This is a genomic window from Pseudoblastomonas marina (genome assembly GCF_034374265.1).
GTDB classification, from domain to species: domain Bacteria; phylum Pseudomonadota; class Alphaproteobacteria; order Sphingomonadales; family Sphingomonadaceae; genus Alteriqipengyuania_A; species Alteriqipengyuania_A marina.
Genome location: NZ_CP139718.1, coordinates 529,659 through 544,986, shown reverse-complemented (window position 1 = coordinate 544,986; position 15,328 = coordinate 529,659). Strand labels below are relative to the sequence as shown.

Below are 15,328 nucleotides of genomic sequence, written 5' to 3'. Positions count from 1 at the left end.
TCCGACGCCCATGTGGGTGCAGGCCGGTCGATTGCAAACGGCGATGGCAGACAGGGCACGCGACACCTCCCAAACCGCTGCGCCGTCCGGAACACCGTGGCGCGGTCATGCGTTTTGCACCCGACATCAACGGCGGCTCCAGGCGCGTCTGTTCCCCATTTCCGGCGTGCCGGGGGGCGCATAGCAAAAGGAGAAGACAGCATGGCATTCCGATACCTCACCCCCTATCGCCGCGGCATGACACCTCGCTCGCGCCTCGGCGGCGGCTCGCTGTTCGACCTGCATCGCCAGATGAACAGCCTGTTCGACGACCTGTTCGAGCAGGACGGCGACGGGACCGGCACGACCGCCACCATGACCAGCCCGATGCTCGACATCCATCAGGACGACGACCAGATCGAGATCACCGCCGAGCTGGCGGGGGTCAAGCGCGACGACATCCATATCACGGTCAATGAGGGCGTGCTGACGATCTCCGGCGAAAAGAGAAGCCAGCGCGACGACGACGGGACCGGCTATCGCGAGCGCAGCTACGGACGGTTCGAACGCAGCATCACCCTGCCTTCGAATGTCGACGAGGAAGAGATCTCGGCCGACTTCGAAGACGGCGTGCTGACGATCACCCTGCCCAAGAGCGAAGAGAAGGCCCGCGGTCGGAAGATCGAACTCGGCGGCGGGAAGAAGCGCACGGGCGACAACCGCGCCGAGCAGGCGCTGATCGACCAAGAGGACCAATCCTCGAACCAGACTGAGAAGAACAAGAAGCGCGAAAACGAAGACGCCTGAGCGCATAGCAACCACCCTCAGTGGGCGGCCCGTGAGGGCCGCCCATTTGGTTCGCCACCGGAACATTCCGCTCCACGAAGTTGGACGTTCACTGAGGCTGGGCCGACCTGATCCGCATGCACCGCCTGTTCGTCGCCCTGCGCCCGCCCGAGCCCGTGCGCGACGCCCTCATCGATACGACGGAGGGGCTCGAGGGCGCTCGATGGCGGGGGGATGAGCAGTTGCACCTGACCTTACGCTATGTTGGCGCGGTCGACCGATCCCGGCCACGATGCGCCAACTTCACCTGTGGCCAACCTCGTCGAGGGACCTATTCACCTGCTGATCGGAAGCCAGCAGTCGATCCGGGCCATCCAGCTCTTCTGACGAGCCCGCCGCGGGTGCGGGGATCCGCCCGAGAGGGACGGACTGCCCCCGCGCCGGTCGGGTGCTTCAGCCGAGCTTGGCGAGAATCTTTTCCCGCGACGCCTGGGAGAGATGTGCGAGACGTTCGTCGTCGAGGTCCACGCCCCATTCGGGAATGTAGGCGACTTTTTCGTGAAGCTCTTTGTCGAGACAAATCCCGAACCGCTCGCGGACCTTCACCTGCACGTGGCCCCACACCCGGAACTTGCAGTCGCCGCGTTCAAAGGTCGCGTGGATACGACGCGCTTCCCATTTCTCTTCGGTCACGGTCTGGCCGTCGACGACCCGGCTCTCGTCCTCGGGAAGAAATTCCCCCCAACGGCCGAAGAGGCATTTGCAGCGCCCCCCGGTCTCATCGCCCTCCGCGCTACAAACTTGGCGCTCGGTCTCCGGATACTGGGCGAGCACACGCCGGGCCGCCGCCTCCCGTTCGTCGGCGGTGGGGCGAACTGCGTCGCGACAGCGCTGCTCGGCCTCCTGCTGGCTCTCGTTTTCGCCCGGAATCACACGGACGTTTTCGTTGACCTGCATCACGATCCGTTCAGCCCGGTCCTTCTTGTATCGATATTCCCGCTCGCGGCATTGGCCTGTGCATCCGCTCATGATCGACTTCCCTTCGATTGAAGCGCGACCCGATCGAGGTGGCGAAGCCTTTGCGACTCCGCGCATGGGTGCATAGCATATCCAGGCGACGCGCGGGCCTGGCCCGGCTTTCCGCGACGCGGGATTGGACGTTCACGGAGGCTGGTCCTAGGTGATCCCGATGCACCGCCTCTTCGTCGCCCTTCGCCCGCCTGAGCCCGTGCGCGATGTCCTGATCGATACGATGGAGGGGCTCGACGGCGCTCGGTGGCAGGGGGACGAGCAGTTGCACCTGACGCTGCGCTTCGTGGGCGAGGTCGACAGCCCGCAGGCGAACGACCTTGCCGATGCACTTTCGGAGGTGCGCGCCGGGCCGTTCGCGCTGCAGGTGCGCGGGGTCGGGCATTTCGCGAGAAAGGGCCGCGCCTCGGCGCTGTGGGCGGCGTTCGAGCCGAGCGAAGGGCTCGCCATCCTCGAACGCCGGGTCGAGCGCGCCTGCCGCGCGGCCGGACTGCCCCCCGAAACCCGCAAGTTCGTGCCGCATGTCACGATCGCGCGGTTGAACGCCTCGAGCGGGCCGATCGACGGCTGGCTCGCACGCCACGGGCGGCTCACCGCCCCCGAATGGCCGGTCGAACGCTTCGTCCTGTATGAAAGCCAGCTCGCCGAAAGCGGCGCGGTCTATACACCCGTCGTACAGTATCGGCTTGTAAACTAAAGACATTCCTCAGGCTGGAGGATCGCTTTTCCGCGCCGCAGGGCAGCAAGCGAATAGCGACCACCGCACGGACTCGCACGACGAAGCGAGGACCGATGCCCCTCCCCATCCGTTGAACAGACAAGAGCACAGGAGGCCTCGATGCGCCGCCGGCAGGGCGGGCGCTCGGGCTCCCACGCAGACAGAAAGATACGACCCGATGTCCTATATCGAATCCGCCACCTCGGGTGGCGATCCCCTCAACCCCGCGTCGCGGGACAGACTGGGCGGTCAACCGACCCATTCCCCGACGAAAGCCTCCGTCAATCGCCCCGCCACCGCGGCGCGGTCCGATGACGAGAAGGCGCGGCGCAAGGCGGCGCTCGACAAGCTGCTGCGCGATATCGACACCTCGCTCGACGAGGCCAACAAGGCCAATGCGTCGGGTGCGAATCGCCCCAAGACCAAGGCGCACAACATGGTGCGCGACCTCGGCGAACGCTATCGCCACCGCAGCGAATTGCAGCGCGCCCGCGCGGCCGCGCAGAAGACCTTCGGGGTCAAGCCGCGCAAATCGGGCCGCAAGCGCGCGGCATTGATGATGGGGCTCGGCGCGATGACGCTGAGCACCGTCGCGGCGACCGGGCCCGAACTCCGCACCAAGTCGGTGCCGGTGATCCAGGACGTCTCGGTCGACGCGACCCGCTATCGCGTCCACGCCGCCAAGATCGGCGCGAGCGACGCGTTCAAGCAGGCCCTGATCGAGGAGGAAGGCGTGCGCCAGACCGTCTATCGCGACGTCGCCGGCTACCCGACCGTCGGGGTCGGCCACCTCATTCGCTCCGAGGACGGGCTGAGCGTCGGCGACCGGATCAGTTACGACCGGGTACTCGATTTCCTCGAGGACGATCTCGCGATTGCCGAGGAAGGCGTCCGCCGCCTCGTCGGCGACCTGCCAATCTACCAGCACGAATTCGACGCGCTGCTCGACCTCGTCTACAATGTCGGAGAAGGAAACGTATCCGCGCAGGAATCGCCGCGCCTGAATGCCGCGATCGCCGCCGGAGACTACGAGACGATCGCCGATGAACTGCGTTACACCACTGCTGCGGGCAAGAAGGCGCGCGGGCTCGAATTCCGCAGCGAGCGGCGCGTCGCCATCTTCGAACAGGCGAGCTATGAAGATCCTCGCGAACAGTCGTGATTGGCGTTCATACACCGGTTCGGTCTTCGTGACGTTTTCTGCGCTCTCGCTGACCGCCTGCGGGGTGGTCGACGAGATGCGGAAAGGCGAAAAGGGGACCGACCTCCCCGCTGTCGCTGCCTCCGTCCCCGAAACCGACGCCGAAGTGGTCGAGCAGATTGTCGCCGATGCCGACGACTGCCTGCTCGTCGTCTGGGAGGCCCAGGAAGAACGCGACATCGCCTTCGACCGGGCACACGACCAGGCCGAGGGTGGCGCGATTTCCTGTGCCACCGGCACCAGCCCAAGCCAGTTCGAACGCGCGATCGCGTCGATCCGCGATGCCGCCGGCAGTGGCGACAAGGCCCGCATGCTGCGCGAGGTCGACATCCCGCTGATCTACATCGACAATGACGGCAATCGGCGCGCTCTCGCCGACCCGCAGACGGTCGACGCGGTGTTCGACGAGGTCTTCGACGGCGCGACCATGGCGATGCTCCAGCGGATCGACCTGTCGCAGATGACCGTCGTCCCCGAACAGAAGGGCGGCTTCTTCGAACTCGGTTCGCTGTGGCTCGTCGTAGACGAACCCGGCTCCCGCCCGCGCATCGTCACCGTCAACCGCCAGGCGATCATGGAAGCCGCCGAAGCCGCGCGCGCCAAGGCGCAGGCGGGCGAGAACGGCGTTTCGAGACAGTCGGGCTGAGCCCGCGCCGAGCTTTACCCTTGAATCCGTCGGACATCTGCGGTTCAAGCGCGACCATCTAACAAGCGACGGACCCCTACATTTCGTCCGTCCAATTTCCAGGAGAGAATCTCTTGCTTTACCGCCTACTCGCCACCACCGCCTCCGCCGCGCTGCTTGCCGGCTGCGCCACCTATGACGGCAGCGGCATCGACAGCACCGAAACCACCGCCACGATCGACGGCGACACCGGCGTCACCGCCGTGAACATCCCCGAAGGCACCGGCTATTTCGCGTCCGACAGCGACCTGCCCTTCCTCGCCCCCGATTTCACGAAGATTTCGGAAGACGATTACATCCCCGCCTTCGAGCAGGGCATGGCGATCCAGAAGGCCGAAGTGCAGGCGATCATCGACAATCCCGCCGCGCCGACCTTCGACAACACCATCGTCGCGCTCGAGAAGTCGGGCCGCATGCTCGGCCGCGTCGGCCGCGTCTTCTTCGCCGTGTCGGGTTCGAACACCACCGACCGGCTCGACGAGATCAACACCGAGATCAGCCCGCGCCTGTCGGCCCATGGCGACAGCATCACGCTGAATCCCGAACTCTTCGCCCGCGTGAAGGCGGTCTACGACAACCGCGCCGCGATGAGCATGACGCCCGAGGACGCGACCCTGCTCGAGAACACCTATGACAGCATGGTCCACGCCGGTGCACTGCTGACCGACGCCCAGGTCGAGCGGGTCAAGGAGATCAACACCGAGCTTTCGACCCTCACCACCGAATTCGGCCAGACCGCGCGCGCCGCGATGAGCGAACAGCCGCTGATCGTCGACACCCGCGAGGAACTCGCCGGCCTGTCCGACAGCGACATCAAGGCCGCGGCCGATCTCGCGACCGAGAAAGGCTATCCGGGCAAGTTCGCGATCGCGCTGCAGAACACGACGCAGCAGCCGCTCCTGCCGAGCCTCGAGAACCGCGCCACGCGCGAGAAGCTGTTCAAGCTCAGCTACAACCGCGCCGACGGCACGACCGATATCGACACGCGGATGCTGATCGCGCGGATCGCCGAACTGCGCGCCGAGAAGGCCGCGATCTTCGGCGAGGACGACTGGGCCAGCTACACCATGTACGATCGCATGGCGAAGACGCCCGACACAGCGCTCGACTTCATGGGCCAGATGGTCCCCGCGCTGGCCGCGACCCAGCGCCGCGAAGCCGCGCTGCTCAACGAGATGATCGAAGCCGAAGGTGGCGATTTCGACGTCCAGCCGTGGGACTGGTATCGCTACGCCAACAAGGTGAAGGCCGAGCGTTACGAGCTCGATGAAGACGCCGTGATGGAGTATTTCCAGCTCGACAAGGTGCTCGAGGACGGCATCTTCTACATGGCGGAAAAGCTCTACGGCCTGACCTTCGAGCGTCGCACCGACCTGCCCGTCTACCACCCAGACGTGTGGACCTACACCGTGTTCGACGCCGACGGCAGCGAACTCGGCCTGTTCTACTTCGATCCGTTCCAGCGTCCGTCCAAGCGCGGCGGCGCGTGGATGAGCAACTTCGTCGACCAGAGCTATCTCTGGGGCACGAAGCCGGTGATCTACAACGTGCTCAACATCCCCAAGGCCCCGGCGGGCGAGCCGCAGCTGGTCAGTTTCGACTGGGTCAACACCGCGTTCCACGAATTCGGCCACGCGCTGCACGGCTTCTTCGCCGACCAGAAGTACGAGAGCCTGTCGGGCACCGCGACCGCGCGCGACTTCGTCGAGTATCCGAGCCAGGTCCACGAGATGTGGGCGACCTATCCCTCGGTGCTGTCGAACTACGCCAAGCACTACCAGACCGGCGAGACGATCCCGGCCGAACTGATCGACAAGATCGAGGCTGCGGCGCAGTTCAACCAGGGCTACGATTTCGGTGAAGTCGTGACCGCGGCGCTGCTCGACATGAAGTGGGCCGCGCTGTCGCCGGCCGAAGCCGCCGCGCTCGACACGCCGGCCAAGGTCGACGCGTTCGAACGCCAGTCGCTGACCGAACTGGGGCTCGAGATCGACCTCGTCCCGCCGCGCTATCGCAGCACCTATTTCAACCACATCTTCAGCTCGCCGGCAGGCTATTCGGCCGGTTACTACAGCTATCTGTGGACCGAGATGCTCGATCGCGACAGCCGCAAGTGGTTCCTCGACAATGGCGGGCTGACGCGCGCCAACGGCGATCACTATCGCAAGACCGTGCTCAGCCGCGGCGGGACGATGGACTACTTCAAGATGTTCGAGAACTTCGCCGGTCGTCAGCCCGACGTCACCCCGATGCTGCAAGCGCGCGGCCTGCTCGCGGGTGGCGACGAGGCGGTCGACAGCGAAGTGGCCGATGACGGCCCGGCCGAAGTCGGCGACAGCGGCCAGTAAGCCGCATCGCAACCGGAACGAAGGGCGGGCCCGCGGGTCCGCCCTTTTCGTATCTAGCGAAGTGCCAGCGCGCGGCTGCCCGGCTCGCCGACCCAGCGGGCATCGACGCCCCAGACCTCGCGCAGCACGTTTTCGGAGAGCGCGGTTTCGGGCTCGCCCAGCGCGACGCGGCGCCCCTCGTCGAGCACCAGCACCTCGTCGGCATGGTTCATCGCCAGCGCAAGGTCGTGCATCACCAGCACCACGCCGCGCGCGGCATCGGCTTCGCGGCGCAGGAGCCGCAGCAGCGCGAGCTGGTGCGCAAGGTCGAGATTGGCGAGTGGCTCGTCGGCGAGGATCCACTGCGGCGCACCCGCCAGCACCCGCGCCATCAGCGCCCGGCTGCGCTCGCCGCCCGACAGGCGCGAGAGCGGACGGGTGCGCAAATCCTGCAACTCCATCGCATCGAGCGCGGTCTCGATCGCGGCGGCATCATCGGCGCCACCGCTACGGCGCTTCGCCAGCGGCCCCCCGCGCCACGCCAAGCGACCGAGATCGACCAGCGTCTCGACGGTGACGTCCCACGCCACCTCGGGCGTTTGCGGGAGGTAACCGATCGCGCGCGCCCGCGCCCGCGGCGAAAGGTCGGCAATCGGCGTCGTGTCCAGCTCGGCGGCGCCAGCATCTGGCGCGATCAAGCCCGCGAGCACCGACAACAGGCTCGACTTGCCGGCCCCGTTCGGGCCGCAGATCGCGGTGATCCGGCCCGGCGCAATCCCGGCAGATACCCCGTCCAGGCGATCGCCGAGCGTGATATTGTCCGCGCACAGCATCACACGGTCTCGCGGCGGATGCGCAGCAACAGCGCAAGGAAGAAGGGCGCGCCGATCAGGCTCAGCGCGATCCCGAGCCGCAACTCGCTCGCCAGCGGCAGGATGCGGCACAGCATGTCGGCCACCAGCACCAGCAGCGCGCCGGCGAGCGCGCTCGGCACGACCAGCGAAGACGGGCGGCGATCGGTCAGCGGGCGCACCAGGTGCGGCACGATCAGCCCGACGAAGCCGATGATCCCGGCGACCGCCACGCCGCTCCCCACGGTCAGGCCCACCCCGCCGATCAGCAGCCATTGCAGCGCGCGCGGCTCCATCCCGAGGCTGCGCGCCGCTTCCTCGCCCAGCGTCAGCGCATCGAGCCCGCGCCCGGCGAGCAGCAACAACGCGATACCGATCACGATCAACGGCGCGGCGAGCCAGACATCGCTCCAACTGCGATCGGTCAAAGCGCCCATCAGCCAGGTCACGATCTCGCTCATCGCGAACGGATTGGGGGCAAGGCTGATCGCGAGGCTCATCAGCGCACCCGCGAGGCTGGCGATCATCATTCCCGCAAGCGTGAACAGCAACACCGAATTGCCGCGTCCCGCGATCAGCGACAGCAGCGCCATCGCCCCGCCCGCGCCGACCAGCGCGAAGGCCGGAAGCGCGTAGGGCTGCGCGGCATAGCCGAGCCAGAAGCTCAGCACCGCGCCGAGCGCCGCGCCTGGCGCGATCCCGAACAGGCCCGGATCGGCGAGCGGGTTGCGCAGATAGCCCTGCATCGCCGCCCCCGCCGCGCCCAGCCCGGCGCCCACCACCAACGCGAGCACCCCGCGCGGCAGGCGCAATTCGGCTAGGATCACCGTTGCATTGGGTGTGGTGGCTGGATCGAGCCAGACCCTCCCTGCCAGCAGCGAGAGCGGCAGTGCGAGGGCGATGGCAAGCAGGAGGATCGGGACCGGGCGGCGCATTCAGCCGATACCCTCCCTGATCGCCCGCAACCGCTCGGCCGCGCGGATGATCGTCGGACCACCGCAATAGAGCAGGTTCGAGGCGAGCCGCCGCTGCTCGATGCCCGCGCTGTCGATCACCGGGTGGAACAGCGCGCGGTCTTCCTCCGCGGTCGGCGAACCGGCGGCGAGGATCAGCGCTGGTGGATCGGCGAGCACGGCTTCGAGCCCGAGCCGGTCGGCCTGCCCCAGCCCGCGCGCGGCGGCGGCGTGGGCGAAACCTGTGCGGCGGAGCAGGTCGACGATCAGTGTCCCCTCTCCCGGAACGATCCCGCCCGCCTGCCACACCAGCGCGGGGATTGGATCGCCCGCACCTTCGGCAGCGGCCAGCGCGTCCTCGATTTCGGCGACCAGCGCTTCGCCCGCATCCTTCGCATCGGCCAGCGCCGCCAGCTCGCGGATCTGGGCAATGCTTTCCTCGACCGTCGCGGTGATCCCGATCCGCGCGACCGGGTAGCCGAGCCGCTCGAGCGCCTGCGCGGTGGCGGGCGGGAGGAAGGTCGTGGCGACCACGAGGTCGGGATCGAGCGCGGCAATCTCCTCGACCGTCCCAGCCGTGGCGGGCCAGCGGCGCGCCTCGCGCACGTCCAACGAACTGGCGGCGGGATCGTGGCTGTAATGCGAGACCGCAGCGAGCTTGTCGGGCGCGATCTCGGCGAGGATCGCGTCGGAACAGGGGTTGAGGCTGACGATGCGGAGTTCTTCGGTTTCCGGTTGCGGTACCTCCACACACCCCATCGTCATTCCCGCGCAGGCGGGAATCCAGAGCAGGAGCGCGCGCCAGGCCGCCCTGGATCCCCGCCTGCGCGGGGACGGCGAGGCGAAAGCAATCCTCAATAGCCCGCCCTCACCCCGACGAACGCGCCGCGCCCGGCCTGCGCGTAGCCGGCGGCGGTCTGGTATTGCGCGTCGCCCACATTCTCGATCCGGCCGAACAGTTCGACCGGGCCGAGATCGTAGCGTGCGCGCAGGTCGGCGGTAGCGTAGCCGTCGAGCGCGTTGAAATTGCCTGCGTCGTCGAAACTGTCCGACGCCATGCGGATGTCGAACCCGAGCGTCAGCCCGTTGAGCGGGGTGCGCCAGTCGCCCCACACGGTCAGCGCATGGTCGGGACGGCGCGCGAGCCGGTTGCCGAAATTGGCCGAACCCGGCGTGCGGTTCGCGGTCTCGAGATAGGTGTAGGCCGCGCCGGCCTCGAATTTCGCCCACAGGCCGACGGTCGCTTCGGCTTCGACGCCGCGCGCGCGGGCCCGCCCGACATTGTCGTAGGTGCCGAACGGGCGATCGGTGCAGATCCCGCCGGTGACGCCGAAGCACGACACGAAATCGACCTGGTCTTCGGTGTCGCGCTGGAATGCGGTCACGGCGAAATGGAACCGGCCCGAACGCCGCGCGCCCTTCTCGATTCCGATATCGTAACTGACGCTGCGTTCGGGCTCGAGCGCGGCGTTGCCGTAGTCCGAATAGAGCTGGAACAGCGTCGGCGCCTTGAAGCCCTCGCCCATGCTGGCCTTCACGCTCCAGCCATCGCCGAGCAACCAGGCGGCATCGGCACCAAGGCTGGTCGCGCCGCCGAAGCGGTCATGCTCGTCGCGCCGGACGCCGAGATTGAGCACCAAGGGCCGCACGCGATATTCGAGCTGGGCATAGGCGCCGACGATCTCGGCGTCCTGCTGCGGATCGAAGCTCGAGGAGAAGCGGCTCCACTCGGCCTCGCCACCGAAGGCGATCGCGACGACATAGGGCTTGAGGAAATAGCGCCCGCGCAGTTCGGCACGCTCGCTGCGGCCCTGTGTGGAGAAACTCGGTTCGGTGCCGAAGCCGGGATCGAAGGTGTCGCGGTCGGTGTCGGAGAGCGAGAACGACGCCGTGAGGTTCAGCCTTTCTCCGCCATAGTCGAGGCCAATCCGTCCGCTGCTCTCGCGCGTTTCCTGGAACCCCGCGGTGTCGGCGAGCGTGAACGCGGGTGCAGGAAAGCCGTCGATCTCGAGCCGGCTGTCTGCATGGCGCGCGCTGGCGACCACGTCGAGCGTGTCGGTCAGCGCAAAGCGACCGCGAGCGCCCGCCTGCCATTGGCGGTAGCCGTCGGCTTCGATTCCGGCGGCGGCCGAGGAAAACCCCTCGGTGTCGTAATGGCCGCCCGAGAAGGTCAGCCCGTAGCGCTCGCCTTCGAGCCCGAGCGCGGCGGTCGCATAGAGCGTATCGCGTGCGCCGTATTCGACGCTCGCCTCCGCCCCGTCGAACTCGCGCCCTTCGACCAGCAGCACGCCGCCGACCGCCTGGCTGCCCCAGATCGTCGAGTTCGATCCGCGCAGCAATTCGATCCGGCCTACCGTGCCGGGCAGTAGGTTCCCGAAATCGAATCCCGCACCAGGCGCTGCCGGATCGGCCACCCGCACCCCGTCGACCAGCACCAGCAATTGTTCTGCCTCGGCCCCGCGCAGCCGTATGCCGGTGAAGCTGCCGACCCCGCCATTGCGGCTCGCGGCTACGCCCGGCGTGCGGGTCAGCACGCGGACGATATCGGCACCCTGCACTTCTTCGATCTCGCTGCGCGTGAGGATCGAGACGCTCTCGCCGGTCAGCTCGGTGCTCGCCGCGAAACCGTCGCCGGTGATTGTGAGCGTGCGCGCATCCTCGTCCGCGCCATCGCTCTCGACGAGCGGTGCCGCGCTTTCCTGCGCTTGGGAAATACTGGGAAGTAGCGCCGAAACGCTCAACAAAAACAGAAATTTACGCATTATTCCTCCGTCATTCGCGAACATATCGCTCATGACGGAAAGCGCGCGAAGATCGCGGCTCTCGCCTGCTTCCGGTACACCCCGCCCGGCCGCGGAACGACACGTCGCAGGCAGGTCTCCTGACTCCCGGATCGCCGGCCTTTCCCGCCTTCCCACCGGTGCAGGCGCACGCGGCAGTGGCATCTCGGGAACGGCCTCCCCGGTCACAGTTGCGGGGGCAGCGGAGGTTTCACACCTCCTTCCCTCTTCGGTCCGGCCCCAAGTCTTCCTTGGCGCGGGACAACCTATGACGCTGGGCCCCGATTAGCGCCGCCTTCCGCAGCGCACAAGAGACGCTGCAATGTTAACTTAGCTGGGCTAAGGCGGCAGCATGGATGCGCGCGTTACAGGGCCCCGCGACCGGGTCGATATCGCCATGCGGCGGGCCGAGATTGCGGCTCGGCGCAAGGCCGCGCGCCGCCGGATCGATCCGCGCTGGGGGCTCGCGCTGCTGGTGGCGATCGGCGTACCCGCGCTGGCCGCAACGACCGACATGGACATGCGCTGGGGCGCGGTGACCGAAATTCCCGCTGGGGGCAGCGGCCCGGTGGTCGCGCGGATGCCGTTCGAGCGTGAAGGCTGGAACTTCCCTGGGTCGGCCTATTACTACCTCGAGGCCGACAGCGTGGCGGCTCCCGACGCCGGGGGCGAAGGCGCCACTTCCGCTCCCTCCGCCATCGCCGCCGCCTTCCGTCGCGCGGGATCGGCGACCGACCAGCGCCGCGCGCTGACCTGCCTCACGCAGGCAATCTATTACGAGGCCGCGAGCGAATCCGACAGCGGCCAGCGCGCGGTCGCACAGGTCGTGCTCAACCGGGTCAAACATGCCTCCTGGCCGGGCACGGTCTGTGGGGTGGTGTTCCAGGGCAGCACGCGCAAGACCGGGTGCCAGTTCAGCTTCACCTGCGACGGGAGCCTCGCGCGGCGCCCCTCGCGCTCGGCCTGGGACAAGGCGCAGGACATCGCCCGCGCCGCCCTTTCCGGCTACGTCCATGCGCCGGCCGGGCTTGCGACCCATTACCACACGCTGGCGGTGAACCCCTACTGGGCGCCCCGGCTCGCGACGCTGACGGTGATCGGCGCGCACCGTTTCTACGTCCTGCCCGGCAGCGCCGGCAGACTGCGCGCCTTCGCGACAAACTATCGCGGCGACGAACCGACCATCTCGGCGGTCCGGGCGAACGATTCGCGGATGCCCGACCCGCTCGATGACCTGCCACAAGTGGCGCCTGCTTCGACCGCGCCCCCGCAAACCGACGATCGACTCCCGCCCGCGCCGCGTGCGCTCGACCGGCGCCCCGGAGACCCCGCGCCGGCGCCCTCGGCGTCACCCGCCCCGCGCGACGACCGATTGCCCGGGGGTGGCACGGTACGCCCCGAATATCGCGACAGCGGACGCTGGCGCACGCCTGCCGCCAAGCCCTCCGAAGATTAGGGTAAATGGCCGCTTAACCATCCCGCGAGACGAAGGCTTCAGGCCTTGAGGCTAGGCGATTCTCCAACGCACCCGACCCGCCGGATTCGCATAAGGCGAGCGCGGCCCGGACGTGCCAGGAGATAGATTTTGACGATCCGATTCAGCGCTGCAAAGGGCGGGCGCCGCTCGCTCGACCGGTTCTTCGGTACGCAGATATCTTCTTTTGCCGCGAACGACGGCGCCGCCACCGCCGAAAGCGACGCACTGCTGCGCGCGGCGCTCAAGCACTTCGCGCGCCACGGCCTCGGTGCTGCCGATGCCGCTCGGGAAAAGGCCGAGGACGCCTTTTTCCGCGGCGATCGAGAGACTTACGACCACTGGCTCGGAATTTGCCGCCTGCTCGATGCGCGGATGGCGGGAGCCGTCGCGGCTCGCGAGGACGACGCCCGCCGCGAAGCCTAGTGCCGCATTAACCAAATCGCGCAATGCCATCTTGAGTGTGAAACGCCGCGTTAGGCCTTGGGCGCAGACCCACATTAACTATTGTTTGAAAGTTCGCTGCCATAGCCGACCGGTGATGGAAACAGGCTTCCGATGGTAAGCGCGCTCGAATCCTACTGGCGCAGATGGCGGGGCAGCACCGCGGTTGACTCGCGTATTCGGAAGACGCTGGTCGACACGCTCTACGCGCGCCCGTCGAGCCTGATCATCGGGGCCTGCAACGGCGTGGCGACGAGTTCGGTCGGGGCCTATGTGACGCAGGACCGGACGCTCACCCTCCTGACGGCCGTGCTGTTGCTGGTGGCGGTGTTCCGGATCGCGCTCGGCCTCGCGCTGCCGAAGATGAAATTCGTCGCGCCGCGCCGCATGGAAGTGGTCTACGAAATCGGCGCGTTCGCCTTTTCCGGCCTGACTGGCATCATCGCCGCCTACGCGATCCTGATGAATTTCGGCACCGCAATCCAGCTGATGCTGCTCGCCAATGCCGCGGTCTACGGGGTCGGCATCGCCGCGCGAAACGCCGGGCGACCGGTGATCGCGATCGGCCAGCTTTGCCTGTCGCTGCTCCCAGTCGTCGCCGCCTGCGTCTATGTTGGCAGCCTGCCGCTGCTGATGACGGCGCTGGGCCTGCTGCTCTGCATCCCGGCGATGGTGTCGATCATCAAGGACGTGTTCGACGTGCTCAAGCGCTCGATCACCGCGGCCGAGACGAGCCGCCGCCTGGCCGACAATATGGAGAAGCTCGCCCGGACCGACATCGTCACCGGGCTGCTCAACCGCGCCGGTCTCAATCACCACCTGACCGCCGCGCTGATGGACATCGCGAACGACCGCAAGCTGGCGCTGGTGTGGGTCGACCTCGACCGCTTCAAGTTCGTCAACGACACGCTCGGCCACCAGGTCGGCGACAAGGTCCTCGCCAATGTCGCGCGGCGCCTGCGCGAGGAAGCGCCCGGACCCGCGACGATCGCGCGCTTTGGCGGCGACGAATTCATCGTTGTGTTCGAAGCCGATCGCCGCGACGAGGTCGAGAAGATGGCGGTCAAGCTGCTCGACGCGCTTACCCGGCCCTATCGCTTCCGCGGCGAGCGGATCGAGATCGGGGCCTCGATGGGCATCGCGATGCTGCCCGACGACGCCAGCGACCTCGAGCCGCTGCTGCAGGCGGCGGACCTCGCCCTGTATCACGCCAAGGTCAACGGCCGGAACCAGATGTCGTTCTACCACCCGTCGATGAACCGCGACCTCGTGCGCCGGCGCGAGATCGAGGCCGAATTGCGCCAAGCGGTCCAGCGCGACGAATTGTCGATCTTCTTCCAGCCGATCGTCGACCTCGAGACCGGCCGGATTCGCTGTTTCGAGGCGCTGGTGCGCTGGTTCCACCCCGAAAAGGGGGAAATGCGGCCCGACGAATTCATCCCGGTGGCCGAGGAGACCGGCGCGATCGTGACGCTGGGCAACTGGATCCTCGCACAGGCCGCGCAAATCGCGGCGCACTGGCCCGAACATGTCACGCTCGCGGTCAATCTCTCGCCACTGCAGATCCGCACGCCCGGCGCCGCGTTGGGAATCCTCGCCGCGCTCAAGGAAGCGGGGCTCGATCCGCACCGGCTCGAACTCGAAATCACCGAATCGGTGCTGGTCGACCACGACCAGACGACCGAAGCCTTCATCGCCGAGCTCTCGCAGGCCGGAGTCCGCTTTGCGCTCGACGATTTCGGGACCGGCTATTCGTCGCTCGCCTATCTGCACAAATATCCGTTCGGCAAGATCAAGGTCGATCGCAGTTTCGTCTCGGGCAGCCATGTCGGCAAGAAGAGCGAGGCGATCATCCGCGCGGTCTCCGAAATGGGCAGCACGCTCGAGATGGAGATCGTCGCCGAGGGGATCGAAACGATCGAACAGGTCCGCACGGTGCGCGAGGCCGGTTGTACGCTCGGCCAGGGCTATTACTTCAGCCGCGCGGTGCCCGATTACCTGGCGACGATGCTGCTCGCCCGCGAGCAACAGACGACCGACCAGGACCAGCGCGTCGCAAGCTGACGCGACCTGCACACATCCTGCCGAATGACGCGCGCCG

13 protein-coding genes, 1 pseudogene and 1 riboswitch are annotated in these 15,328 nt (G+C 67.3%); of the genes and pseudogenes, 9 read left to right on the top strand and 5 right to left on the bottom strand.

Features of this window, described 5'->3' with window-relative positions; all coding sequences use genetic code 11:
• Positions 1-201 precede the first annotated feature (201 nt).
• Positions 202-786: an Hsp20/alpha crystallin family protein gene (locus T8S45_RS02610; protein WP_188641492.1), complete on the top strand. Its 585-nt coding sequence runs from the start codon at positions 202-204 to the stop codon at positions 784-786.
• Between the two features lie 116 nt (positions 787-902).
• Positions 903-1,046 (top strand): annotated as a pseudogene (locus T8S45_RS02605) (2'-5' RNA ligase family protein); the annotation flags it as partial.
• A 172-nt stretch (positions 1,047-1,218) separates the two neighbouring features.
• Here T8S45_RS02605 and T8S45_RS02600 read toward each other — a convergent pair.
• Positions 1,219-1,794 (bottom strand): hypothetical protein, encoded by a 576-nt coding sequence (locus T8S45_RS02600; protein ID WP_229658073.1) that lies wholly within the window; start codon positions 1,792-1,794, stop codon positions 1,219-1,221.
• Between the two features lie 160 nt (positions 1,795-1,954).
• Between T8S45_RS02600 and thpR the strand changes: the two genes are divergently transcribed.
• From thpR to T8S45_RS02580, 4 genes are all read left to right on the top strand, one after another.
• Positions 1,955-2,491 (top strand): RNA 2',3'-cyclic phosphodiesterase, encoded by a 537-nt coding sequence (gene thpR, locus T8S45_RS02595; protein WP_322294563.1) that lies wholly within the window; start codon positions 1,955-1,957, stop codon positions 2,489-2,491.
• 199 nt (positions 2,492-2,690) lie between these two features.
• Positions 2,691-3,674 (top strand): lysozyme, encoded by a 984-nt coding sequence (locus tag T8S45_RS02590; RefSeq protein ID WP_229658072.1) that lies wholly within the window; start codon positions 2,691-2,693, stop codon positions 3,672-3,674.
• Positions 3,649-4,359: a hypothetical protein gene (locus tag T8S45_RS02585; RefSeq protein WP_322294562.1), complete on the top strand. Its 711-nt coding sequence runs from the start codon at positions 3,649-3,651 to the stop codon at positions 4,357-4,359. Before T8S45_RS02590 ends, T8S45_RS02585 begins: the two co-directional genes overlap by 26 nt.
• 215 nt (positions 4,360-4,574) lie before the next feature.
• The gene (locus tag T8S45_RS02580) at positions 4,575-6,746 is read left to right on the top strand and encodes a M3 family metallopeptidase (protein WP_373282518.1); all 2,172 of its coding nucleotides are present in this window, start codon (positions 4,575-4,577) and stop codon (positions 6,744-6,746) included.
• 53 nt (positions 6,747-6,799) lie between these two features.
• On the opposite strand, the gene T8S45_RS02575 is transcribed toward T8S45_RS02580, so the two are convergent.
• The 4 genes from T8S45_RS02575 to T8S45_RS02560 all read right to left on the bottom strand — a co-directional run bounded on the left by T8S45_RS02575 (position 6,800) and on the right by T8S45_RS02560 (position 11,291).
• Positions 6,800-7,558: an ABC transporter ATP-binding protein gene (locus T8S45_RS02575; protein ID WP_188641490.1), complete on the bottom strand. Its 759-nt coding sequence runs from the start codon at positions 7,556-7,558 to the stop codon at positions 6,800-6,802.
• A complete protein-coding gene (locus T8S45_RS02570) occupies positions 7,558-8,511 on the bottom strand; it encodes a FecCD family ABC transporter permease (protein WP_322294561.1) in 954 nt (317 codons plus the stop codon). Before T8S45_RS02570 ends, T8S45_RS02575 begins: the two co-directional genes overlap by 1 nt.
• The gene (locus T8S45_RS02565; RefSeq protein ID WP_188643078.1) at positions 8,512-9,288 is read right to left on the bottom strand and encodes a helical backbone metal receptor; all 777 of its coding nucleotides are present in this window, start codon (positions 9,286-9,288) and stop codon (positions 8,512-8,514) included. It abuts the gene before it with no gap.
• A 95-nt stretch (positions 9,289-9,383) separates the two neighbouring features.
• On the bottom strand, positions 9,384-11,291 hold the full coding sequence (locus T8S45_RS02560; protein WP_322294560.1) for a TonB-dependent receptor plug domain-containing protein: 1,908 nt from the start codon (positions 11,289-11,291) through the stop codon (positions 9,384-9,386).
• A gap of 92 nt (positions 11,292-11,383) precedes the next feature.
• Positions 11,384-11,594: riboswitch (cobalamin riboswitch) on the bottom strand.
• A gap of 67 nt (positions 11,595-11,661) precedes the next feature.
• Between T8S45_RS02560 and T8S45_RS02555 the strand changes: the two genes are divergently transcribed.
• From T8S45_RS02555 to T8S45_RS02545, 3 genes are all read left to right on the top strand, one after another.
• Positions 11,662-12,765 carry a cell wall hydrolase gene (locus T8S45_RS02555; protein WP_322294559.1) on the top strand — a complete coding sequence of 368 codons (1,104 nt, stop codon included), beginning with the start codon at positions 11,662-11,664 and terminating at the stop codon, positions 12,763-12,765.
• A 129-nt stretch (positions 12,766-12,894) separates the two neighbouring features.
• Positions 12,895-13,209 (top strand): hypothetical protein, encoded by a 315-nt coding sequence (locus T8S45_RS02550; RefSeq protein WP_188641487.1) that lies wholly within the window; start codon positions 12,895-12,897, stop codon positions 13,207-13,209.
• Between the two features lie 132 nt (positions 13,210-13,341).
• Complete coding sequence (locus T8S45_RS02545) at positions 13,342-15,291, top strand: putative bifunctional diguanylate cyclase/phosphodiesterase (RefSeq protein ID WP_322294558.1); 1,950 nt, start codon at positions 13,342-13,344, stop codon at positions 15,289-15,291.
• Positions 15,292-15,328: the final 37 nt, after the last annotated feature.